We start from the raw sequence: 20,362 nt of genomic DNA on the forward strand, positions 1-20,362 counted from the left end.
CGCTATGGACGGTATCGCCGGAAGGGATTAGTGTTCCCCACTCACGACCCCAGGCCCACGCGAGGCCCGTCACGGGCCACGTGTTTTAAGGTTGCGCGGCATGAATGATGGCAAGGGGCGCCGGCGCGTGCTGATCGTCGAGGACGAGCCGGCCCTGCGGCTCAGCTACGAGCGTTACTTCACCCCCAGATACGACCTCGTCTTCGCGAGCACGGGTGCGGAGGCCATGGCCCGGCTCGAAGAGCGGGCGCCGGACGTGGCCGTGCTCGACATGCGTCTGCCCGACACCGACGGGGTCGAGCTCCTGCGCCGGATCCGCCATTCCCGGCCCGAGCTGCCGGTCATCATCACCACCGCCTATATGAGCATCGAGCCGCAGCTCAAGGTGCTCGACCTCCCGCACTCCGGTTACATCGTTAAACCGTTCCGCCTCGACGAGCTCGGCGCGCGCATCGATGCCGTCCTCTGACGGCCCGCTGCTCGAAGGCGTCGGGCTGTACCGTTCCTTCGGCCGCGCGCGCGTGCTGCGAGGTCTCGATCTCTCGCTTGGCCCCGGGGAAGCGCTCGCCGTCGTCGGGCCGAACGGGGCGGGCAAGACGACGCTGCTCCGCCTCCTCGCCGGCCTCATGCGGCCCACCCGCGGCGAGGTGCGCGCGCTCGGCCGACGCGTGGAGCCGTCGGCGCCCGAGAGCCGGCGCGCGCTCGGTTTTCTATCGCACCAGTCGCTGCTCTACGACGACCTCTCGATCCTCGAGAGCCTCACCTTTGCCGCGCGGCTCTACGGGCTCGATGCGCCGGTCCGTGCCGCGCGCGCCGCGCTGGAGTCGGTCGGGCTCGCCGACCGCGCGGCCGACAGGCCCCCGAGCCTGAGCCGCGGCATGCTGCAGCGCGCGGCCATCGCGCGGGCGCTGCTGCACGGCCCGCGCGTGCTGCTGCTCGACGAACCGTTCACGGCGCTCGATGCCGGCGCGGCGGAGCGGCTCCGCGCGATGCTGCACGCCCGGCTCGCCGAGGGGCTCGCGATCGTGCTGGTGACGCACGATCTGCCGGAGGCGTGGGCGCTGGCGTCGCGCGTTGCGGTGCTGGCCGGCGGGCGCTGGGCGCTGGAGACGCCGCGGCGGGGCGAGCTGGCTGAATTTCTGCCGCGGTACCACGAGCTGGCGCATGCCTGACGGAGCGCATGCCTGACGGGGCGTATGCCTGACGCGGCGTATGCCTGAGGCGATCCGCCTCGCCCTTGCCGTGGCGGCCAAGGACGTGCGCGCCGAGCTCCGCAGCAAGACCGCGCTGCTCTCCGCGCTCGTGTTCGCGGCGCTCGTGCTCGTGATCTTCAACTTCGCCCGCGACCCGACCGCCCTCTCCGCCACCGATCTCGCGCCGAGCGTGCTGTGGGTGACGTTCGCCTTCGCGGCGATGGTGGCGATGAACCGGGCGTTCACCGTGGAGCGGGAGCACGGCGCGCTCGACGGCCTGCTGCTCGCCCCGCTCCCGCGCGAGGCGCTCTTCTGGGGCAAGCTCCTCGCCAACCTGGCCTTCGTGGGCGCCGTCGAGGCCGTGACGCTGCCGCTCTTCGTCCTCTTCTTCAACGTAGACCTCACGCACGCGCTGCCCGGCATCGTCGGCACCGCGGCGCTCGCCACCATCGGGTTCGTGGCCGTCGGCACGATCTTCGGCGCCATGGCGGTGCGGACGCGCTTCGCCGAGCTGATGCTGCCAGTGCTGCTGCTGCCCTTCATGGTGCCGCCGATCGTGGGCGCCGTGCAGGTGACGGCCCGTTTGCTCGCCGGCCGCCCGTTGAGTGAGATGCTGGGCTGGCTTAGGTTACTCGCATTGTACGACGTGGTCTTCCTCACGCTCACGACGCTGGCCTTCCGTGCGGTCGTCGACGAATGATGCTCAGGCGATGATCTCCGACGTGGCGGGCGCGGCTCCGGCGAACGCCGTCGCCGCGGCGTTGGCGCACGCCCGCGCCGTGATGCGGCGGGGTCTCGTGACGAGCGCGGTGGCGCTGCTCGGCATTGCGGGGGTCTACGCGCTGGCGCTCGGGTACACGCCCATCGAGGTACACCAGGGGCTCGCGCAGAAAATCTTCTACGTGCACGTACCGGCGGCGTGGAGCGCCCTGCTCGCGTTCTCCCTCGTCGGGATCGCGAGCGCGCTCTACCTCTGGCTCAGTGATCCCCGGCTCGACCTTTTCGCCGCCTCGTCGGCGGAAGTGGGAGTGGCGTTCAGCCTGGTGATGCTCACGACCGGCCCGATCTGGGCCAAGCCGATCTGGGGCACCTGGTGGACCTGGGACGCGCGGCTCACGCTCACGCTCTTTCTTTTCTTCCTCTTCGTGGGATACCTGGCGCTCCGCGCGGCACTCCGCGACCCGCAGGAGCGAGCGCGCCTCAGCGCCGTCGTGGGCATCATGGGCATGCTGCTGGTGCCGTTCATCCACCTGAGCGTGTACCTCTTCCGCACGCTGCACCCGCAGCCCATCGTGCTCAAGCCGAGCGCGCCCTCGCTGCCGTGGGAGATGCTGCGGACCCTGCTCGTGTCGGCCGGGTGCTTCACCCTGCTCTACGTCGGCTTCGTCATGGTGCGCTACGGGATCGGGCTCGCGCTCGACGCGCGGGAACTGGGCGATGCCGCCTGAGACGCCGGTCAACGGCGGATATCTCGCGGCGGCGTACATCGTCGCGGCGGTGATTCTGATTGGCTACTGGATTGCGCTCTGGCGCCGGGCGCGCCGCGCCGGAGGCGCCGAGGCTCCTTAGCGATCTACGCCTCGGCCTCGGGTGACATGAGCCAGTGCTCCCAGACGAGCGCCGCGATGATTCCTCCCACGATCGGACCGATCCACCATACCAGCTGATCGGCCCAGCCGCCGCCCGCGACCGCGGGCCCGAACGCGCGCGCCGGGTTCATGACGCCGCCGGTGAGCGGCCCGCCCACCAGGATGTCGAAGAGCAGCACGAGCCCGATCCCGAACCCGCCGACCTTGGGCGCGGTGGGCGCGATCGCCGTTCCGAAGACGGCCAAGACGAGAAAGAAGGTGAGCACCAATTCGAGGCCCATGCCGGCCCAGACGCTCATGGTGTCGGCGAGGACAGGTACGCCCACCGCGGCCGGCACCACGTACTGAGCTGGAAGCAGCAGGCGCACGAGGAGTGCGCCGATCACGGCGCCCACGAGCTGCGCCACGACGTACGCGACCGCGTCGCCCACGCTCATGCGCCCGGCGCTCAACACGCCGATGGTGACCGCGGGATTGTGATGCCCGCCCGAGATGTTCATCGTCGCCGTGATCATCACCGACAACACCAGCGCGTGCGCGACCGCGATGCCGAGCAGCCCGATGCCGCTGCTCGGGAAGCCGCCGTTCACCACGACGACCCCGCACCCGATGAAGATGAGTCCGAACGTACCGATGGCTTCGGCGAGCAGCCGGCGGGAGAGCGAAGGCATTCGGCGCCTCGATGGCGGAGAGGAGGGCCAGCGTGGACGCGCGAATGTACGGCGAATTCGGAATCCGAGTAAGACCTACTCCGCGCGACGCAGCACCAGCGCCGCGTTCACCCCGCCGAAACCGAACGAGTTGCTGAGGATGAATTCCGGCTCGGCGTCGCGGCCGTTGCCGGTGAGATAATCGAGATCGCACGCGGGGTCGGGCGTCTGGAGATTCACGGTGGGCGGCAGCCAGCCGCGGCGAAGCGCCAGCGCGCAGATGGCCGCCTCGATGGCGCCGCTCGCGCCCAGGGCGTGGCCGTAGTAACCCTTGGTGCCGCTCACCGCGACGCGATACGCATGGGCGCCGAACACCTGCTTGATCGAGCCGGTTTCGGTAGGGTCGTTGAGTGGCGTCGAAGAGGCGTGCGCGTTGATGTATCCCACCTCCGTCGGCGCGACGTGCGCCTCGGCCAGTGCCAGACGCATGGCACGGGCAGCCTGGCGGCCGTCGGGGCGCGGTGCGGTCATGTGGTGCGCGTCGTTGGTGAGCCCGTAGCCGCAGATCTCGCCGTAGATCGGGGCGCCGCGCGCGAGCGCACGACCGCGCTCCTCCAGCACGAGCACCGCCGCGCCCTCACCCATCACGAATCCGTCCCTGCCCTCATCGAACGGCCGGCTCGCGCGCGCCGGATCGTCGTTTCGGGTCGACATGGCGCGGATGATGGCGAACGCGCCGAAGCAGAGCGGCGCGAGCGGCGCCTCGGCGCCGCCCGCCACCATCGCGTCGGCTTCGCCACGCGCGATGGCGCGGAATGCCTCGCCCACCGCGATCGTCCCCGAGGCGCAGCTCATGCCGTTCGTCGCGTTGGGGCCGGTGAAGCCGAACTCGATGGCCACGTTGCAGCTCGCGGCCCCGGCAAAGACCGCCAGCGCGAGGGAAGGATCGACGCCACGGGGCCCGTGCTGGAGAAATTCGCGCGACTGCATCTCACCGAACGCGACGCCGCCGAGCGCGGTGCCCATCATTACGCCGATGGCATCCGGGTCCTCGCGCCGGGCGTCGAGCTGCGCATCGGTGAGTGCCATCCGCGCCGCCGCGACCGTAAACTGTGCGAACCGATCCAGCCGGCGGGCGCGGCGCTCCTCCAGGTGATCGCTCGGATGGAAGTCGCGCACCTCGGCCGCGATGCGGCTCCGGAACGGGCTCGGGTCGAATCGGGTGATGCAGCCGACGGCGGATTGCGCGGCGCGGAGCCCGTTCCACAGCGCTTCGACCCCGATCCCGATCGGCGTCACCGCGCCGACGCCGGTTACGACGACACGCCGGGCGTCAGGCATGTGCCGCCTCCGCTTCGCCGGCCGCCGTTTCCACCGCCCGCTTGATCCCGGCCAGCGTGCGCGACGCGATCCCGTGCACGAACACCGGCCCGATGATCCAGTCCGCCGCCGGGCGCCCGATCAGCGGCCAGCGCGGTCCCGCCCACTCGTGCACGATTGTCACGTCGGTCCTCCCCCCTCCCGCGCCCCGCATCATGCGCCACTCGACGTCCATGCCGGTGGTGACGCCGCGAATGTGCCGATACCGCACGGCCGGCGCCGCACGGTCGATCCACATCTCCGATGCCCACCACGTCGGATAACGCAGCGGGCCGAACGGCCGCCAGGCGGCCATCTCCACCACGCCGCCGTCCGCGCGCCGCTCGAGCATCCTGACCCAGCGGTAGTGTTCGAGCAGCGCGGGCCAGCGCTCGACGTCCGCCGCCGCGGCAAAGACCCGCTCGAGCGGCGCCGCCACCGTGATCCGGTCCTCGGTGCGCATCAGCCCCACACCCGCGCGTGCCCCACGGACGAGGCCGGCATCGTCATGCCCGCCCGCTCACGCCGGCGCCCACGTGGCCACCAGCCGGTAGCCCGGGCGCCGCGCCACCCGCCCGCGCACACCGGCCCGCTCGAGCAGGCGCGCCAGCTCGGTCACGGTGAATCCCCGCCGGATGGACGTGATTCCGTCGGCCCGGGTGACCGGGTCGAATCGCAGCGCCCGCGAGCCCACCCAGAAGGCAGCGGCACCGAGCGCGGCCCGGCGCAGATCGGCGACGATGACGCCGAGCCGGGCCAACCGGTCGCAGGTGCGGAAGAGCTGGACCACCGAGTCCGGCTCGAAGTGGTGCGCCACCTGGCTTACGAGTACCACGTCCACGCTCTTCTCTGCGATCGGAGGACGTCCGGCGCACCCCACGACCAGCGGCAATCCGCGCGCGCGGGCCAGTCGCGCCGCGATCCGATTCCGCTCGAGCCCGACCGGCGCGATCCGGATGCCGCGTGCCGCGCCCCAGCGCACGGCCGCGCCCGGCGCGTCGCCGAGTCCGGTGCCGATGTCGAGCAACGAGACCGCGGCGCCGGCTGGAAGATTCCCCAGCGTGCGCCGGAGGCCGTAACGCAGCGCCGCGAGTCCGCCGAACCACCGGTTTGCCCGGGCGATGTCGGTGAGCGTCGCCTCGACCTTGGCGGCGCCCGCCGCCGGGTCGTCGAGCAGCTCGAACCCGATCCGCCGAATCGCCAGGTCGGTCATGCGAGCGCGGCGTACCCGCCGCGATAGTACAGGAGCGGGCGGCCCGCGCCGGTCCCGCCGCCCAGCACCTGTCCGACGACGATCGTGTGATCGCCCGCCTCGTGGAGTGCGCATCGAGCGCACTCGATATGCGCCAGCGTTCCGTCGAGCACCAGGCTGCCCCGCTCGCTCAGAGTGTATCCGACGCCGTCGAACCGGTCGTCGTGCGGGTCGGCGAAGCGGCGCGACAGTGCTTCCTGATCGGCGGCGAGGATGTTGACCACGAAGCGCTCCGCGACGGTAACGACGGCGTGGAGCTCGGCGCGGTGATCGATGCACACCGACACGAGCGGCGGCCCGAGTGACACCGAGACGAGGCTGTTGGCCGTCATCCCGTGCGGCCGCCCGTCCGGCGCGATCACCGTGATGATCACGACTCCGGTGGCGAACCGGCCCAGGAGCTGGCGGAACTCGGGCGGGTCCACCGTCGGGAGGCTCACAACACCATCCGCGCAAGAAACACCGGATTGAGCACCGCGCGCGCCGGCAGGAAGTCGCCGGTGACACCGATGAACGTGTGCGCCATGCCGGGGCGGCGCCCGAGCCCGGCCACCGCGCGATCGAAGAGCCGGGGCCACGCCATCGCATGGCCCACGAGCCGCTCGACCGCCCACTTACCCACGAACGCGCGCACCCGCCCCCGGCGGTAGCCGGAGAGCGCCGCGGCAGTGACGGGCCCCGGCTCCGCAAGTGCTCCCCCCGCGTGCCGCGCAACGAGCTCCGCGCCGCGGAGCGCGGAGCAGATCCCCTCGCCGGTGAACGGATCGAAGAAATCGGCCGCGTCGCCCACGAGGAGCGCGCCGTCTGCGGTGACCCGGCGGGAGCGCATATCGAACGGTCCGGTGGCGAGGACGGACCGGACGAGCCTGTGCCGTGCCACGCGGCCCCGAACGCCGGGAAACCGCTCCAGCTCCTCGAAGAAGAAAGCATCGCGCCGCCCGCGCGCGCGCGCGGCTCTCGTCGCGGACACCACGAGCGCCACGTTCGCCACCTCGTCATCGAGCGGGTTCAATCCAACGTATCCGCCGCGCTCCACGTGCATCTCGGCCGAGCGGTCGAGGCCGGGCACGGCGGCGACGTGGGCGACGAACGCGAGTCGCCGCACCGGTCCGCGCCGGCGCCCACCCAGACGGCGCGCCACGATCGAGCGGAGCCCATCAGCGCCGATGGTGAGCCGCGCGCGGAGGGTGTGGCGGCCGCTCGGCCCGCGGACCATTGCGCCGGCGACCGCGCCCCGATCGTACACCAGCTCCTCGGCCGTGGTGCGCTCGAGTACGGTGACCCCGGCGGCGCGCGCGGCGTCGACCAGCACGCCGTCCAGCACCCAACGCGCGAGGGAGAATCCGGTGGGACGAATCGGGGCGGGGATCGCCTCGGCAAAGATGCCGTGCAGCCGGGCGCCCCGGGGGCCGACGACCATGGTGCCGGCGAGGGCGCGCGCACCCGCGCGCTCGAGCGCCGGTACGACGCCCAGGCGATCAAGCACGCGCACCGCCTCGGGACTCAGGTACTCCGAGCATGCCTTGTCGCGCGGAAACGCGGCGCGGTCGATCATGACGACGGCGTATCCCATCCGGGCCAGCAGCACGGCGCTCGCGCTCCCCGCCGGGCCCGCGCCGATCACGAGCACGTCCGCGATGCTGGGGTGTATATCAACTGACACGGCTGAACTCGTCGTCGCCGAGCCGGAGCACCTCGGGCGCCGGGAAGCTGTACGGAAGGGAGAAGGTCACCGGCTGGGTGGCGCCGGCGTAGGTCACGGTCACCGTCGCTGCGTCGAAGACGAAGGTGCACGGGCGCTCGTCCATGAGCTGCACGCCGCCCGTGATCGTGAGGAACGTCTGCAGGCAGGCGCCGTCCGCGCCGAAGCGCCAGGTGACGGTCTGAATCGCGTCAGGAAGAAACGCGGTCTGCACACCGCGCCAGGTGCCGATGAGCGGCGAGGGCGGGGTGACAGGTGCGGGCTCCGAACCGGGCGTTTCCGCGCCACCAGGTGGGGATGCGGGGGGCGGGGGCGGCGCAGGCGTGACCGTGGGACTCGTCGGCTCGCCGCCGCACGCGGCAAGCGTCGCGACTAGGCAGGCGACCGCGATAGCCACGCCCAAGCGGTCCATCCGGCCGCCGCGGCGGCGGCCGTCACGATCGCGTTCACCCCGTCGTTGTCCAGCCACGCACACCCTCCCACGCGAATCGTGGGGCTTCCGCACCTGTGCACCCGCCGCTCGGACGCCAGCTTGCAGTTCGGGCACCGAAACCTGCCCTGTGCCGCCGCGCCGAGCGCGGAGTCCGCCACCATCCCGACGAAACCTAGTACCGTCGCGGCCGGCAGGAGCGCGGCATCGCCCCCGGCCCACGCACCCGCCGCGGCCACGAGCAGTGCGCCCACGAGGGCGCCGGCGGTGCCGAGCAGACTCACGGCGCCGCTCGTCCCGGGCGGCACCGGCCGCGCGGTGAGCAGGTGACGTGGAGGCCGGGTGCTCCATGCACCGATGGCCGTGGCCCAGGTATCGGCGGCCGCGGCCGCGAGGCTCGCGGTGACGAGCCAGAGCGCCCCGCCCGCGCTCGCGGCCACGGCACCGATCATCGCCGGGGCGCCGTTGGCAAGCACCTGCCAAGCGTCGCGCCGGTCGCCCTTGGCGTCGGCAGTGGGCGCGCTCCGCGGCGCCACGCGCGAGACGAAGCTGGCGAAAATGAAAAAGGCGGCCAGCGCCGCCCCGCCCGCCCATCCCGCGCCCGCCAGCACCGCCGTGCCGACCGCCGCCGCGGCAGCGGCGCCTCCCGCCGTAAGGCTCCGCGCGCGCCACGCCGCCAGCGCGACCGCAGCTGAGGCGAGCGCGGCGACGCCGACGGTGGGAGCGGGGAGCACGGCGTCAGCCAGGCTCGGACGTGGCGCGGAGTGTACGGAGGATCTTGAGCCGCAGCTGCTCGGGGCAACATTCGCCGCCGGCCTTCGACTTGATCATGAGGAGGAAACTCTGCTCGAACTGGGCGTGGCCCAGGCACGGCCGGCAGTACTCCAGGTGGGCCGCGATCCGGTCGGCGACCTCGGGCGTCAACTCCTGCTTGAGATAGTCGTGCAGCAGGGCCAGCGCCTCGGCACAATTCACCGATTCGCCCATCAGTGCGGCTCCGGCGCGCGTTTGCGCTTGAGATATCCCATCTCCACCGCGTGGTCGTAAAGCGCGCCCTGCAACTGGCGCCTCGCCCGGAAGAGCCGCGATTTGACCGTGCCAAGCGGGAGGCCCAGCACCGTGGCGATTTCGGCGTATGGGAGATTTTCGACGTCGCTCAGCACCAGCACCTCACGAAACTCCTCCGGCAGCGCATCGATCGCTTCGAGCACCTTGGCGTCCACGATCCGATTGAAGTACGTGCCTTCGGGGTCGTCATGCTCGGCGTCGCGATAGATCGCCAGCGGCTCGGCGGCATCGAGATCCATGGGAATGGGCTCGCGCTGGCGGCGGCGGTAGTCATTGATGAACGTGTTCCGCAGGATCGTGAACAGCCAGCTCCGCACGTTGGTTCCGGGCTCGAAGCGATGCCACGCACGGAACGCCTTGAAGACCGTGTCCTGCACCAGATCTTCGGCGTGGCTCGGCTCCGTGGTTAGCCGGAGAGCCATGCGATAGAGACTGTCGAGTTGCGGCAGCACCTCCGCCTCGAAGGAGTCCCGGTTGGGCGCAGGTGCGGTCATGCCGCAATGTTCGCGGCCGGGGACGTGGGCGCAAGGACCCCTGGATGGCCCGTGAGGTCCCGGCTATGTTCCGCGCCGTCTCCCCCGACGAGCAGCCGCCACTCCCACCTGGTCCGTGTCCGACGACGCCACCGTTCCCGCCGCCCTCCCGCTGAGCCTCCTCGAGGCGATCCGCAACCTCGACACGCCGATGGGAGATGGGCTCGAGGCGCTGGCCGACGAGATGGTGACCCGCCGGCTCGGATTGAGCGCCACCGTGGCGGCGCGGATTGCCAGGTACCGGGAGCTCGTCGCCCGCGACGAGGGGGTGCCCGAGGACGATCTCGTCTCGGTGCTGCGCCTCGTCGGGCGGCGTGCCGACTCGGCGCTCGCCTTTGCCGACGCCGGCCGGCGCGCGGCGCGGCATGCGGTGCACACGCGCGCGCGCACGGCACAGCGGCTCGCCCGGACCCTGCCTCGCGTGGTGGGCGGTCGCATTGCCGCGCGTGCGGCGCGCAGGCTGATCGACGTCTGGTTCGGCGGCGCGCTCGATCTCGCCGCCGGCGACGGTGAGATCACGATGGCGAATCCGGTCGCGGTCACCGCCATGCCCGATGGCGGGGCCTGCGCCTTCTACGGCGCGGCCTTCAACGAGTTGTTGCGCTGTGTCACCGGGTTCGAAGGCGCCGTGTTTCACGAGGCGTGTCGGGGGCGGGGCGATGCCGCCTGCGTCTGGCGCGCGCACCGCGCGGGAGAGTACGAATGAGCCCCTTCACCGGGCTGGACCGGAGTGAGCTCGCGGCCGCGCTCGACGAAGCCGGTGCCGATGCCTGGCTGCTGTTCGATTTCCATGGCTTGAATCCGGTCGCGGGGCGGGTGCTCGGGCTCGCGGGCATGGGCACTCGCCGCATCTTCGTCCTGCTGCCGCGCTCCGGAGATCCGGTGGCCGTGGCGCATCGCGTCGAGCTGCAGTCGGTCGACGGATTTCCGGGGCAGGTCGTGCCCTACGCGCGGTGGGAGGAGCTCAACGACGCGCTTGGCCGGCTCGTTGGGGGGCGCACCGTCGCCATGGAGATCTCGCCCGAGGATGCGGTGCCGTATCTCGATCGCGTTCCGTTCGGCGTCGTCGAGCTGCTGCGCAAGCTGGGCGCGTGTGTGGTGCCCTCCGGTCCGCTCGTGTCCCGCTTTGCCGCACGCTGGAATGCGCGGGAAATCGCCGAACACGTCGCGGCCGCCGAAGCGCTGGCGGAGGTCGCGCGGGCCGAGCTGGGGCGGGTGGTCAATGGGCCCGCGGTGACGGAGACGGCGGTCCAGCGCCGCGTGGTCGAAGCGCTCGGCGTGCGCGGCCTCATCTTCGACCATCCGCCGATCGTCGCGTTCGGCCCCAACACGGCCAACCCGCACTACGAGCCGGTGGCGGGTCGCGACGCGACGCTCCGCCCGGGCGACGTGGTTCTGCTCGATCTATGGGGACGCAAGGGCACGAACACCGTCTTCGCCGACCAGACCTGGATGGGATTCGCGGGCGCGCGGCCGCTCAACCGCGTCGAGCTGGTGTGGCGCACCGTGCGCGATGCGCGCGACGCAGCCATCGCTGCCGTGCGTGATGCCGCGCAGGCCGGGCGGCCGATCGCTGGCTTCGAGGCGGATCGCGCCGCCCGCGCCGTGGTGAGCAAGGCCGGGTTCGGCGAGTGGTTCGTGCACCGCACGGGGCACTCGATCGACCGCGACCTGCACGGCTCGGGTCCGCACCTCGATGATTACGAGACTCACGACGACCGCCGGCTCGGCCCAGGCCTCGGATTCTCGGTTGAGCCGGGGGTCTACCTGCCCGGCGAGTTCGGCGTGCGAAGCGAAGTGAACATGTACTGGGGACCCGACGGACCGCAGGTGACCCCGCGCGAACCCCAGCGGGAGCTGATCACGGCGCGCGCCTAGCGCCTCACCGAGGAAAGGCTGCCGCGAGGCTTCGAGCGATGCCGCGACCCATCCCGCGCGTCCTCTCTGCCGCTCTGCTCGCTGCCGGTGCGATCGCGCCGCCGCGCGCGATTCCGGCCGCCACCCGCGCGGTGTCCGCTTCCGTCGCCGATCGCCAGGACGAGCCCGCGCTGCCTTTCCGCGTCGTCCGCTTCTACCGCGCCAAACACCGCCATACGCGCGTCGCCGCGTTTCTCGCGATCCCGTCGTCGCTGGTGCAACCCACCGGATCGGGAGCCGATGCCCAGTTCAGCTACGAGGTCACCTTTCGCCTGATGCATGCGGGCGGGGACCGCCCGGAGTCGACGGTCGACGAGCAGACCTGGCGCAGCCGCGTGCCGGCGCGCTCCCGCGGCGGCCGCATCTGCGCGGTGGAGACGATGGAATTCATGCTTCCAGCGGGGCGCTATCGGGTGGAAGCGGTGGTGCGCGACTCGGTGTCCGGGCGCGAGGCGCGCGCCGGGGTCGATCTCGTGGGTTACGACGCTCCGCCCCGGGCCTCGGATCTGCTCCTCTCGCCGGAGATCCGTGCGGCCTCGGCGGAGGATTCCATGCCGCGGCGCGGCGAGTTCCGCCGCGGGAGCGTGCTGGTGAGCGCGGTGGCGGTGCTGCACCTCACTCCCACGCGCAGCACGGCGTACTACCTGCTCGAGGTATACGGCTCGCACGATCCGAGTCGGGCCACCGCGATGTCGCTCGCGGTGCGGGACGCGTCGGGCGCCGTCGTGCGCCGCACTCGGCCGCTCCCGGCGGAGCTGCTCCCGGGCGGAAGCGTGCTCCGGGGCAAGGTCGACCTCGCCGGACTTCCCCCGGGGCGCTACGAGCTGAGCGTGGCGCTCACGCTCGACGGCGCGAGGGTGGCGCGGTCGGCCGCGTTCACCATGGACGCGGCGGACAGCACCGCGTCGTCGTCACGGAACTGACGCTGATATAGCCGAGCGTACACCCCGCCGTGCGCCAGCAGCTCGGCGTGGGTGCCCTCCTCGACGATGCGTCCGTGGTCGAGCACCACGATCCGGTCGGCGCGGCGCACGGTGCTGAGCCGGTGCGCAATGATGAGCGTCGTACGGCCCACCAGGAGCCGCTCCATCGCATCCTCGATCAGGCGCTCGCTCTCGGTGTCGAGATTGCTCGTCGCCTCGTCGAGGACGAGTACCGCCGGATCCTTGAGCAGCGCGCGGGCGATCGCGATCCGCTGCCGCTGGCCGCCGGAGAGCTTGACTCCGCGCTCACCCACCAGCGTGTCGTAGCCCTCGGGCAGCCGCTCCACGAACTCGTGCGCGTGGGCCGCCCGCGCCGCCGCCTCGACGTCGGCCCGCGTGGCCGTCGGCCGGGCGTACGCGATATTCTCCCGCACCGTGCCGCTGAAAAGCGCCGGCTCCTGCGGCACGATGCCGATGGCCCCGCGCAGGTCGGCGAGTGCCAGCTCGCGGATGTCGATGCCGTCGAGAAGGATCCGTCCGGCGTTCACGTCCCAGAACCGCGGCAACAGAGAGACGAGCGTCGTCTTGCCGGCGCCCGAGTGTCCCACCAGTGCCACGACCTCTCCGGGCGCCACATTGAGCTCCACGTCGCGCAGCGTCCACGGCGCCTCGGGGTCGTCGAGATAGCGGAAGCACACCCGCTCGAAGTCGACGGCGCCGCGGAGCGGACGCGGGAGCGGCACCGGGTGCGCGGGGTCGTGGATCGGCGTCGGCATCTCCAGGATCTCGAACACCCGCTCAGCCGCACCGACCGCCTCCTGGTAGGCGCTGAAGAACGAGGCAAGCGCGCCGATGGCGGCGGCGATGAAGATCGTGTACAAGAGGAACGACACGAGCGAGCCCGGCGTGAGCTTGCCGTCGAGCACGAGCACGCCGCCCTGCCAGAGCACGAACACGATCCCACCGAAGGTGCTGAAGGTAAGCACCCCGAAGAAGAGGCCGCGCACGTTGGCGCGGACCAGCGCGGCGTCGACGCTCTCGATCACCCGCTGCCCGTAGCGCCGGCGCTCCACCGGCTCCTGCACGAAGCTCTGCACCGTGCGGATCTGGCTGAACGCCTCCTCGGCCACGGCCGTCGCATCCGCCACGCGGTCCTGCACCTTGGTGGTCATCCGCCGGAGCCTACGCCCGAAGTAGTAGGCCGAGCCCACCACGATCGGGACCACGCCGAGCGCGGTGAAGGTGAGCCGCGGCTGCATCAGGGTGAGCAGGACGACGCCGCCGATGAGCGAGAGCACCTGGCGGGAGAACTCCGCGATCTGGTGGCTCAGCACGCCCTGCAGGAGCCCGATGTCGATCGTGAGCCTGCTGGTGAGCTCGCCGGTGCGGCGCTCGGCGAAGAAACCGGGCGGCATGTCGAGCAGGCGGTCGAACAGCTCCCGCCGGAGCCCGGCCACGGCGCGCTCGCCGGTCGCGCTCAGGAGATAGGTCTGGACGTAGTTGAGCACCGCCTGCACGGCAAAGAGGCCGAGCAGCACGAGCGCGATCCGATCGAGGATCTTCCGGTCGTGGTTGATGAACGCGGCGTCGAGCAGGTAGCGGACGACCTGGGGGAAGGCGAGGCCGATCGCGCCGCTCACGATGAGCGCCACCATCGCGGCCGCGAGACCCCAGCGGTACGGACGGACCCGCGGCCAGAGGCGGCCGAGCTTGCTCGGCGACGGGAGCCTGCGCTTCCTGGTCATCGCGTCGGAAGTTCCGGCCGGGTCAGTGCTGCGCGCCGGGGAGGATCGTCTGCTCACCGGGGTTGTTCAGGATGAAGACCCGGTCCGGCGTCTCGTGCGCCGCGCCGCGCGCGCCCGGGAGGTTGCGGTCCACGCCCATCGCGACGAAGAGCAGCGCGAGGTAGAGCAGCGAGTACTTGTACAGCTTCCACGCGGTGGGCGTCACCACCGGCTCGCGCAGGAGGCGCACGCAGTACCAGAGGAGCGGCACACCCAGGAGCACCGCCGCCGCGCCGTAGAACAGGCCGAACGCGCCGAAGAGCACCGGCATGAGCGTGAGCGGCACCAGCATGAGCGAGTAGATCAGCATCTCCACCTTGGTCCGCTGCTCTCCGCGCACCACGGGGAGCATCGGGATTCCGGCGCGGGCGTACTCCCCGCGCTTGATCAACGCGAGCGCCCAGAAATGCGGCGGCGTCCAGTAGAACACGATCGCGAAGAGATAGATGGCCGGCAGGTCGAGCCGCCCGGTCATGGCCGCCCAGCCCACGAGCGGCGGAAACGCGCCCGCCGCGCCGCCGATCACGATGTTGTGCGGGCTCGTGCGCTTGAGCCACACGGTATACACGAATACGTAGAAGAGGAGCCCCGAAAGTGCCAGCACCGCGCTCAGCGGGTTCACCAGCGTCCAGAAGAGCGCGAACGACACCGCCGCGAGCCCCACGCCGAAGGCGAGCGCCACCGGTGGCGCGATCCGCCCCGTGGGGATCGGCCGGAGCCGGGTGCGCGACATCTTCTGGTCTATGTCCCGGTCGAACCACATGTTGATCGCGTTCGCCCCGCCGGCCATGAGATAGCCGGCGGCGAGCACCACGAGCACGAGCCCGAGCGGCGGCGCGCCGCGGTCGGTGGCGAACATGGGGGCGACGGTCGTGACCAGCAGGAGCGAGATGATGCGCGGCTTGGTCAGGGTGACCAGATCCGCGGCGAGGCTCGGGCGACGGCTGGTCACGGCCTGAGGCACAACTTCCACGACGAATCCTCCAGCGAAACGGCGGCAGCAGGCGAAAGAATGGGCGCGCCGCCCCCCTTGTCAAGGCGAATCGCGCACCTGATTATCCGCGATTCCCGCCCTCGTAACACCCGCGCCCACATGGCAAAGGACCCGCGCATGACCACCAAGCCCGACCTCTGGGGCGAACGCCTGCCCCGCCGGCTCGGTCTCTGGAGCACGATGGCGGTCCTGATCGGCACCGCGATCGGGAGCGGCATCTTCCGGGTGCCGGCAGGCGTCGCGGCGACGCTCGAGGCCCCGGGGCCCGTGCTCGCCGCCTGGGTGGTGGGGGGCATCGTGGCGCTCACCGGCGCGCTCACGTTCGGCGAGCTGGCCGCGGCGCTGCCGCGCTCGGGCGGCGTGTTCGCGTTCATCCTCGAGGCATTCGGCCCGCTGCCCGCCTTCCTGTTCGGGTGGTCAGAGCTGGCGGTGGTCCGCGCGTCCGCCCTCGGCGGCATCGCCACCATCTTCGCGGAATACCTGGGCTACCTGCTGTCGTACGACGCGCGCACGGTGCGCTACGTTGCCGCCGCGGCCGTGGTGGCGGTCGGACTGCTCAACTATCTCGGGGCGCGGGCGGCGGCTCAACTGATGAACCCGATCACGCTCGTCAAGTATGCGGCCTTGGGCGCGCTCGCGCTGCTTGGCTTTGCGGCGGGCCGCGGCACCGCCGCGCATTTCGCGCCCGCCTGGACCGGCGCCACCAGTCTCACGCTCTTTGCCGCGGCGCTGGTGCCGATCATGTGGACCTACGACGGCTGGGCCGATGCCTCGATGATGGGCGGCGAGGTGGCCGACCCCGGCCGGACGCTGCCGCGCGCCATCATCGGCGGCACGGCGGCGGTGGTGGCGGTCTATCTGCTCATGAACGTGGCGTACATCTACCTCCTGCCGCTACCCGCGATGGCCGGCGCGCCGCTGGTGGCCGCCGCCGCGGCCGAGCGGATTCCGCTGCTCGGCGGAGCCGCCGCGGCGGTCGTGTCGGCCATCGTGATGATCTCGTGCCTGGGCTCGCTCAACGGCTCCATGATGACGGGGCCACGCATCTTCTTCGCGATGGCCGACCGCGGGCTCTTCTTCCGCGGGATCGCGCGCGTGTCGCCCCGCTTCCAGAGTCCCTCCGCCGCGATCGGGGTCGCCACCGGGCTCGGCGTGGTCTACGTGCTGCTCAATGACTTTCAGCAGCTCGCCGACAAGTTCATCCTCGGCATCTGGCCGTTCTACGTGCTCGCGGTGGCGGCGGTGTTCGTGTTGCGCCGCACTCGGCCCGATCTCAAGCGGCCGTATCGCACCTGGGGCTATCCGGTCGTGCCGCTCGTCTTCCTCGCCGCGTCGGCCGCAATGGTGGGCGGCGCGTTCATTACCGATCCGCGCAACACGGCGGTGACGTTCGCCATCATCCTGGCCGGCGTGCCGGTCTATCTCGCGTGGCGGCGCGTACGCGCCGCGTAAACAGCCAGGAACGCCGCCGGCGAATTGCACCTCGACTTCGGTGCGGCCCCGGCGCCGCTCACCAATTGGCCCTGATCGGTGAGCGGCGTCGCGACGAGCTGCTCGGCTAATCCGCGCCGCTCACCGCGAGCGCGATGTCGGCGGCCCGCACGCTGTGCGTGAGCCCACCCACCGAGATGTAATCCGCGCCGGCCCGCGCGTAGTCCGCCACGTTCGCGAGCGTGATGCCGCCGGTGGCTTCGATCTCGATGCCGGGCGCGAGCCGCCGCGCACGCTCCGCCCAGCGTCCGACGGTGGCGGGCTGCTGGTTATCGATGAGCAGCCGCGTGGCGCCCGCTGCGCACGCCGTCTCGAGCTGCGCCTCCGATTCGACTTCGACCTGCAGGGACGTGACGCCGCGCGCGCGCGCCGCGTCGAGCGCCTCGCCGAGGCTCAGCCCCCGCGCCGCGAGCGCACGCCAGTGGTTGTCCTTCACCATCACCGTGTCGGAAAGGTTGAGCCGGTGGAGGCACCCGCCGCCCGCGATCACGGCGGCGACATCGAGGCCACGCAGGACGGGCGCCGTCTTCCTGGTGTGAAGGATTCGCGCCGACGTTCCGTGCACGGCGTCGACGAAGGCTCGGGTGGCGGTCGCAATGCCGGTGGCGCGCTGCAGGAAGTTGAGCAACGGCCGCTCGGCGCGGAGAATGGCGGCGAGCGCGCCCTCCACCGTGCCGAGCTCGGCGCCGCGCGGGAGCTTGTCGCCCTCGGCCGCGCGCCAGTGAATGATGCAGCCGCACGCCTTCGCCACCGCGCGCGCGTATAGCGTGCCCGCGAGTACGCCGCCGCTTCGGCACTCGAGCACCCCCGTCCCCGGCGCGCCCGGCGCCACGGTGACGTCGCTGGTCACGTCGCGCGCGCCATCCTCCGCGAGCGCGATGGCCGCCACCCGCTCGGCGTCGGCCGCGAAATCGATCACCGGCCGAGGCTCACCATCCGGTCGAGCGAGAGCCGCGCGCGCCGGGCGATCTCCTCCGGCACGGTGACCTCGTAGCGGTCGAGCAGCAGCGAATCGTAGAGGTTCGGGAGCGTGATGGTCTTCATGAACGCGCACACCGCCTCGGGGTCGGCCGCGTAGAACTCCTTGTCGGGCGCCTCCCGCCGCATGCGGTGCATGATTCCCGTTTCGGTCGCCACGATAAACGCTGGCGCCGGCCGCTCCCTTGACAGCCGGATCATCTGCTCCGTCGACGCCACATGCAGCCCTTCGGGCCGGATGTCGCCGCGGCCCATCGCATAGATCAACTGTCCCGCGCAGCCGCACTCGGGGTGCACCAGCACCTCGGCCTCCGGGTGCGCAGCGCGCTCGGCCTCGAGCCGGTCGGGGTTGATTCCCTTGTGCACGTGACATTCGCCGAGCCACACCTCGACCCGACGGTCGGGGCGCATGCGGCGCACGTGGCTGCCGAGGAAGAAGTCGGGAAGGAAGAGAATGCCGGTATCGGGCGGAATCGCGTCCACCACGTCGAGCACGTTCCCGCTGGTGCAGGCGTAGTCCAGCTCCGCCTTCACTTCGGCCGTCGTGTTGACGTAGCCGACGGTGACGTAGCCGGGGAATCTAGCCTTCCACTTTCGCACGTCCTCGGCCGTCACCGTGGCCGCGAGCGAGCACCCGGCCCGAAGGTCCGGGATGAGCACGCGCTTGGTGGGCGACAGGATCTTTGCCGTCTCCGCCATGAAGTGCACGCCGGCGAACGCGATCACCTCGGCGTCCGTCCTGGCCGCCTGCCGCGAGAGGCCGAGCGAGTCGCCGACGTAGTCGGCCACGTCCTGCACTTCGGGGCGCTGGTAGTTGTGGGCGAGGATGACGGCTCGGCGCGCGTCGGCGAGACGGCGGATCTCCTCCTGCAAGGTGGCGATCTCGCCGGGTGTGAGCTCCTGTGGCTCGATAACGGGCAATGCAAGCGGCTCTGACATCAGACCGGATTCGCCCGGCGAGCCTTGGGAGGGTAATCGAGCCGGCGATGGCCGCCCCGGCTCTCGCGACGGCCGCGTGCCGCACTGGTGATCAGAATGGCGACGAGGAGCTGGTTCGCCGTGCGCCAGTCGCCCGCGGGCACCGCGCGCGCAAGGCGCCGCGTGAGCTCCTCCAGCGCGCGCTCGGCCCGGAGCAGCGATGTCTCACTTCGCTGGAGCCCCACGTCCGCCGTCATGACGGCACGCATCTCGGCCCGGATGGCGTAGCTCTCGTCCGCCGGCGCCACATCGGCGGCAGCTTCACCCGCCACCGCGGCGTGAGCGCCGGGGGCCGAAGCGGTTGGGGCGGCGCTCTCTTCCGGCAGCGAGCGCGCCACCCGATCGGCGAACACGAGCCCCTCGAGCAGCGAGTTCGATGCGAGCCGGTTGGCACCGTGCACGCCGGTCGACGCGCATTCGCCGGCGGCCCAGAGGCCCCGCAACGTGGAGCGGCCCTCGAGATCCGTGCGGATGCCGCCCATCGCGTAGTGCAGCGCTGGTGCCACCGGCAGCAGGTCGTTGGAGGCGTCGAGCCCGTGGCTCGCGAGCATCTGCGAGATCCCGGGAAACTGCTGCGCGAAATCCGCCACGCCTCGCGCGTCGAGCCAGGCGCCGCCCGCCGCATCGGCCGCGGCGACGGCGCGCGCGAGCACGTCACGGGGTGCCAGCTCGCCGCGGGGATCGGCGTCGAGCGCGAAGCGCCGCCCCGCCGCGTCCACCAGAGTGGCGCCGGCGCCCCGCACCGCTTCCGAGATGAGCGGCGCCGGATTCACTCCCGCGAGCTTGAGCGCGGTCGGATGAAACTGAAGGAACTCGATGTCGCGCAGCTCCGCCCCGGCGTGATGCGCGAGCGCCCAGCCGTCGGCGGTCGCGACCTTCGGATTGGTGGTGACCGTATAGAGCTGGCCCACGCCGCCCGTCGCCAGCACAATCGCTGGCGCGGCCACCGCGAACGCGGGCCGGCCGGGCTGCACCAGCAGCACGCCCGTCACTCGGCCGTCTTCAACAATCAATCGCTTTGCCTCGGTGTGCTCCAGAATTTCGATCAGCGGGTCGGCGCGGACGACGCGGGTGAGGAGGTTCACGAGCGCGGCGCCGGTGCGGTCGCCGCCTGCGTGGATGATGCGGGGCCGGCTATGCGCCGCCTCGAGCCCGAAGCGGAAGCGCCCGTCGGGCCCGCGGTCGAACACGGCGCCCATCGCGAGCAGCTCGCGGATCCGGTCGGGGCCTTCGTCGGTGAGGATGCGGACGGCTTCGGGGTCGGCCAAGCCATCGGACGCGGCGAGCGTGTCGCGCGCGTGCTGGCTCGCGCTGTCGCCGGGCCCGAGCGCCACGGCGATGCCGCCCTGCGCCCATGCGCTCGCGCTGTCGGCCAGCGCCTCTTTCGTGACGAGCCGCGCGGCCCGCCCCTCGGCCGCGAGGCGCCAGGCGGTCCACAGCCCCGCGATGCCGGTGCCGACGATGAGCGGTGGCGCGACCGACAGCGGTGATGCCGACATGTCGCCAATATAACCGGTATTG

24 protein-coding genes are annotated in these 20,362 nt (G+C 71.6%); 9 read left to right on the forward strand and 15 right to left on the reverse strand.

Annotation, left to right across the window (positions count from 1 at the left end):
• The first annotated feature begins 100 nt into the window (after positions 1–100).
• From VFW66_09350 to VFW66_09370, 5 genes are read left to right on the forward strand one after another with little or no spacing between them, the layout of a single operon-like run.
• On the forward strand, positions 101–469 hold the full coding sequence (locus VFW66_09350; GenBank protein HEX5386892.1) for a response regulator: 369 nt from the start codon (positions 101–103) through the stop codon (positions 467–469).
• Complete coding sequence (ccmA, locus tag VFW66_09355; GenBank protein ID HEX5386893.1) at positions 456–1,172, forward strand: heme ABC exporter ATP-binding protein CcmA; 717 nt, start codon at positions 456–458, stop codon at positions 1,170–1,172. Before VFW66_09350 ends, ccmA begins: the two co-directional genes overlap by 14 nt.
• A 40-nt stretch (positions 1,173–1,212) precedes the next feature.
• Complete coding sequence (locus VFW66_09360) at positions 1,213–1,893, forward strand: heme exporter protein CcmB (protein HEX5386894.1); 681 nt, start codon at positions 1,213–1,215, stop codon at positions 1,891–1,893.
• 10 nt (positions 1,894–1,903) lie between these two features.
• Complete coding sequence (gene ccsA / locus VFW66_09365; GenBank protein ID HEX5386895.1) at positions 1,904–2,641, forward strand: cytochrome c biogenesis protein CcsA; 738 nt, start codon at positions 1,904–1,906, stop codon at positions 2,639–2,641.
• On the forward strand, positions 2,631–2,762 hold the full coding sequence (locus VFW66_09370; protein ID HEX5386896.1) for a hypothetical protein: 132 nt from the start codon (positions 2,631–2,633) through the stop codon (positions 2,760–2,762). Before ccsA ends, VFW66_09370 begins: the two co-directional genes overlap by 11 nt.
• Before the next feature lie 4 nt (positions 2,763–2,766).
• On the opposite strand, the gene VFW66_09375 is transcribed toward VFW66_09370, so the two are convergent.
• From VFW66_09375 to VFW66_09420, 10 genes are all read right to left on the reverse strand, one after another.
• Entirely contained in the window at positions 2,767–3,453 is a 687-nt protein-coding gene (locus tag VFW66_09375) for an aquaporin (GenBank protein HEX5386897.1), read from the reverse strand.
• A gap of 75 nt (positions 3,454–3,528) precedes the next feature.
• Entirely contained in the window at positions 3,529–4,773 is a 1,245-nt protein-coding gene (fabF, locus tag VFW66_09380) for a beta-ketoacyl-ACP synthase II (protein HEX5386898.1), read from the reverse strand.
• On the reverse strand, positions 4,766–5,254 hold the full coding sequence (locus tag VFW66_09385; protein HEX5386899.1) for an SRPBCC family protein: 489 nt from the start codon (positions 5,252–5,254) through the stop codon (positions 4,766–4,768). The genes fabF and VFW66_09385 overlap by 8 nt, the downstream gene beginning before the upstream one ends.
• Positions 5,255–5,311: 57 nt before the next feature.
• A complete protein-coding gene (locus tag VFW66_09390) occupies positions 5,312–6,004 on the reverse strand; it encodes a methyltransferase domain-containing protein (GenBank protein ID HEX5386900.1) in 693 nt (230 codons plus the stop codon).
• Positions 6,001–6,483 carry a flavin reductase family protein gene (locus tag VFW66_09395; protein ID HEX5386901.1) on the reverse strand — a complete coding sequence of 161 codons (483 nt, stop codon included), beginning with the start codon at positions 6,481–6,483 and terminating at the stop codon, positions 6,001–6,003. The genes VFW66_09390 and VFW66_09395 overlap by 4 nt, the downstream gene beginning before the upstream one ends.
• On the reverse strand, positions 6,480–7,706 hold the full coding sequence (locus VFW66_09400) for an FAD-dependent monooxygenase (GenBank protein HEX5386902.1): 1,227 nt from the start codon (positions 7,704–7,706) through the stop codon (positions 6,480–6,482). Before VFW66_09400 ends, VFW66_09395 begins: the two co-directional genes overlap by 4 nt.
• A complete protein-coding gene (locus tag VFW66_09405) occupies positions 7,696–7,959 on the reverse strand; it encodes a hypothetical protein (GenBank protein HEX5386903.1) in 264 nt (87 codons plus the stop codon). The genes VFW66_09400 and VFW66_09405 overlap by 11 nt, the downstream gene beginning before the upstream one ends.
• Positions 7,960–8,117: 158 nt before the next feature.
• Positions 8,118–8,909, reverse strand: a complete 792-nt coding sequence (locus VFW66_09410) for a DUF92 domain-containing protein (protein ID HEX5386904.1) — start codon at positions 8,907–8,909, stop codon at positions 8,118–8,120.
• Positions 8,910–8,913: 4 nt separating this feature from the next.
• Positions 8,914–9,162 (reverse strand): zf-HC2 domain-containing protein, encoded by a 249-nt coding sequence (locus VFW66_09415; GenBank protein ID HEX5386905.1) that lies wholly within the window; start codon positions 9,160–9,162, stop codon positions 8,914–8,916.
• Complete coding sequence (locus VFW66_09420; protein HEX5386906.1) at positions 9,162–9,737, reverse strand: sigma-70 family RNA polymerase sigma factor; 576 nt, start codon at positions 9,735–9,737, stop codon at positions 9,162–9,164. Before VFW66_09420 ends, VFW66_09415 begins: the two co-directional genes overlap by 1 nt.
• A gap of 115 nt (positions 9,738–9,852) precedes the next feature.
• Here VFW66_09420 and VFW66_09425 point away from each other — a divergent pair, with 115 nt between their 5' ends.
• The 3 genes from VFW66_09425 to VFW66_09435 are packed head-to-tail and all read left to right on the forward strand — an operon-like array spanning position 9,853 to position 12,616.
• Positions 9,853–10,482, forward strand: coding sequence for a hypothetical protein (locus VFW66_09425; protein ID HEX5386907.1), 630 nt, complete (start codon positions 9,853–9,855; stop codon positions 10,480–10,482).
• Positions 10,479–11,654, forward strand: coding sequence for a M24 family metallopeptidase (locus VFW66_09430; protein ID HEX5386908.1), 1,176 nt, complete (start codon positions 10,479–10,481; stop codon positions 11,652–11,654). The genes VFW66_09425 and VFW66_09430 overlap by 4 nt, the downstream gene beginning before the upstream one ends.
• A 38-nt stretch (positions 11,655–11,692) precedes the next feature.
• Positions 11,693–12,616: a hypothetical protein gene (locus tag VFW66_09435; protein ID HEX5386909.1), complete on the forward strand. Its 924-nt coding sequence runs from the start codon at positions 11,693–11,695 to the stop codon at positions 12,614–12,616.
• On the opposite strand, the gene VFW66_09440 is transcribed toward VFW66_09435, so the two are convergent.
• A complete protein-coding gene (locus VFW66_09440; GenBank protein ID HEX5386910.1) occupies positions 12,511–14,361 on the reverse strand; it encodes an ABC transporter transmembrane domain-containing protein in 1,851 nt (616 codons plus the stop codon). The genes VFW66_09435 and VFW66_09440 overlap by 106 nt on opposite strands.
• Before the next feature lie 22 nt (positions 14,362–14,383).
• Positions 14,384–15,373, reverse strand: coding sequence for a heme o synthase (locus VFW66_09445; protein ID HEX5386911.1), 990 nt, complete (start codon positions 15,371–15,373; stop codon positions 14,384–14,386).
• Positions 15,374–15,511: 138 nt separating this feature from the next.
• Here VFW66_09445 and VFW66_09450 point away from each other — a divergent pair, with 138 nt between their 5' ends.
• Positions 15,512–16,846: an amino acid permease gene (locus VFW66_09450; protein HEX5386912.1), complete on the forward strand. Its 1,335-nt coding sequence runs from the start codon at positions 15,512–15,514 to the stop codon at positions 16,844–16,846.
• A 106-nt stretch (positions 16,847–16,952) separates the two neighbouring features.
• Here VFW66_09450 and nadC read toward each other — a convergent pair whose 3' ends face one another.
• The 3 genes from nadC to VFW66_09465 are packed head-to-tail and all read right to left on the reverse strand — an operon-like array spanning position 16,953 to position 20,340.
• Positions 16,953–17,804 carry a carboxylating nicotinate-nucleotide diphosphorylase gene (gene nadC, locus VFW66_09455; protein ID HEX5386913.1) on the reverse strand — a complete coding sequence of 284 codons (852 nt, stop codon included), beginning with the start codon at positions 17,802–17,804 and terminating at the stop codon, positions 16,953–16,955.
• Positions 17,801–18,802: a quinolinate synthase NadA gene (nadA, locus tag VFW66_09460; protein ID HEX5386914.1), complete on the reverse strand. Its 1,002-nt coding sequence runs from the start codon at positions 18,800–18,802 to the stop codon at positions 17,801–17,803. Before nadA ends, nadC begins: the two co-directional genes overlap by 4 nt.
• Positions 18,802–20,340: an L-aspartate oxidase gene (locus VFW66_09465; protein ID HEX5386915.1), complete on the reverse strand. Its 1,539-nt coding sequence runs from the start codon at positions 20,338–20,340 to the stop codon at positions 18,802–18,804. The genes nadA and VFW66_09465 overlap by 1 nt, the downstream gene beginning before the upstream one ends.
• Between the last annotated feature and the right edge of the window lie 22 nt (positions 20,341–20,362).

Source organism: Gemmatimonadales bacterium (genome assembly GCA_036279355.1).
Lineage (GTDB): Bacteria > Gemmatimonadota > Gemmatimonadetes > Gemmatimonadales > GWC2-71-9 > DASQPE01.

Excerpts from the sequence above, each read along its gene's own strand:
- VFW66_09350 (HEX5386892.1), top strand. The coding sequence starts at position 101 with ATGAATGATGGCAAGGGGCGCCGGCGCGTGCTGATCGTCGAGGACGAG.
- ccmA (HEX5386893.1), top strand. The coding sequence starts at position 456 with ATGCCGTCCTCTGACGGCCCGCTGCTCGAAGGCGTCGGGCTGTACCGT.
- VFW66_09360 (HEX5386894.1), top strand. The coding sequence starts at position 1,213 with ATGCCTGAGGCGATCCGCCTCGCCCTTGCCGTGGCGGCCAAGGACGTG.
- ccsA (HEX5386895.1), top strand. The coding sequence starts at position 1,904 with ATGATCTCCGACGTGGCGGGCGCGGCTCCGGCGAACGCCGTCGCCGCG.
- VFW66_09370 (HEX5386896.1), top strand. The coding sequence starts at position 2,631 with ATGCCGCCTGAGACGCCGGTCAACGGCGGATATCTCGCGGCGGCGTAC.
- VFW66_09375 (HEX5386897.1), bottom strand. The coding sequence starts at position 3,453 with ATGCCTTCGCTCTCCCGCCGGCTGCTCGCCGAAGCCATCGGTACGTTC.
- fabF (HEX5386898.1), bottom strand. The coding sequence starts at position 4,773 with ATGCCTGACGCCCGGCGTGTCGTCGTAACCGGCGTCGGCGCGGTGACG.
- VFW66_09385 (HEX5386899.1), bottom strand. The coding sequence starts at position 5,254 with ATGCGCACCGAGGACCGGATCACGGTGGCGGCGCCGCTCGAGCGGGTC.
- VFW66_09390 (HEX5386900.1), bottom strand. The coding sequence starts at position 6,004 with ATGACCGACCTGGCGATTCGGCGGATCGGGTTCGAGCTGCTCGACGAC.
- VFW66_09415 (HEX5386905.1), bottom strand. The coding sequence starts at position 9,162 with ATGGGCGAATCGGTGAATTGTGCCGAGGCGCTGGCCCTGCTGCACGAC.
- VFW66_09420 (HEX5386906.1), bottom strand. The coding sequence starts at position 9,737 with ATGACCGCACCTGCGCCCAACCGGGACTCCTTCGAGGCGGAGGTGCTG.
- VFW66_09430 (HEX5386908.1), top strand. The coding sequence starts at position 10,479 with ATGAGCCCCTTCACCGGGCTGGACCGGAGTGAGCTCGCGGCCGCGCTC.
- VFW66_09435 (HEX5386909.1), top strand. The coding sequence starts at position 11,693 with ATGCCGCGACCCATCCCGCGCGTCCTCTCTGCCGCTCTGCTCGCTGCC.
- VFW66_09440 (HEX5386910.1), bottom strand. The coding sequence starts at position 14,361 with ATGACCAGGAAGCGCAGGCTCCCGTCGCCGAGCAAGCTCGGCCGCCTC.
- VFW66_09450 (HEX5386912.1), top strand. The coding sequence starts at position 15,512 with ATGACCACCAAGCCCGACCTCTGGGGCGAACGCCTGCCCCGCCGGCTC.
- nadA (HEX5386914.1), bottom strand. The coding sequence starts at position 18,802 with ATGTCAGAGCCGCTTGCATTGCCCGTTATCGAGCCACAGGAGCTCACA.
- VFW66_09465 (HEX5386915.1), bottom strand. The coding sequence starts at position 20,340 with ATGTCGGCATCACCGCTGTCGGTCGCGCCACCGCTCATCGTCGGCACC.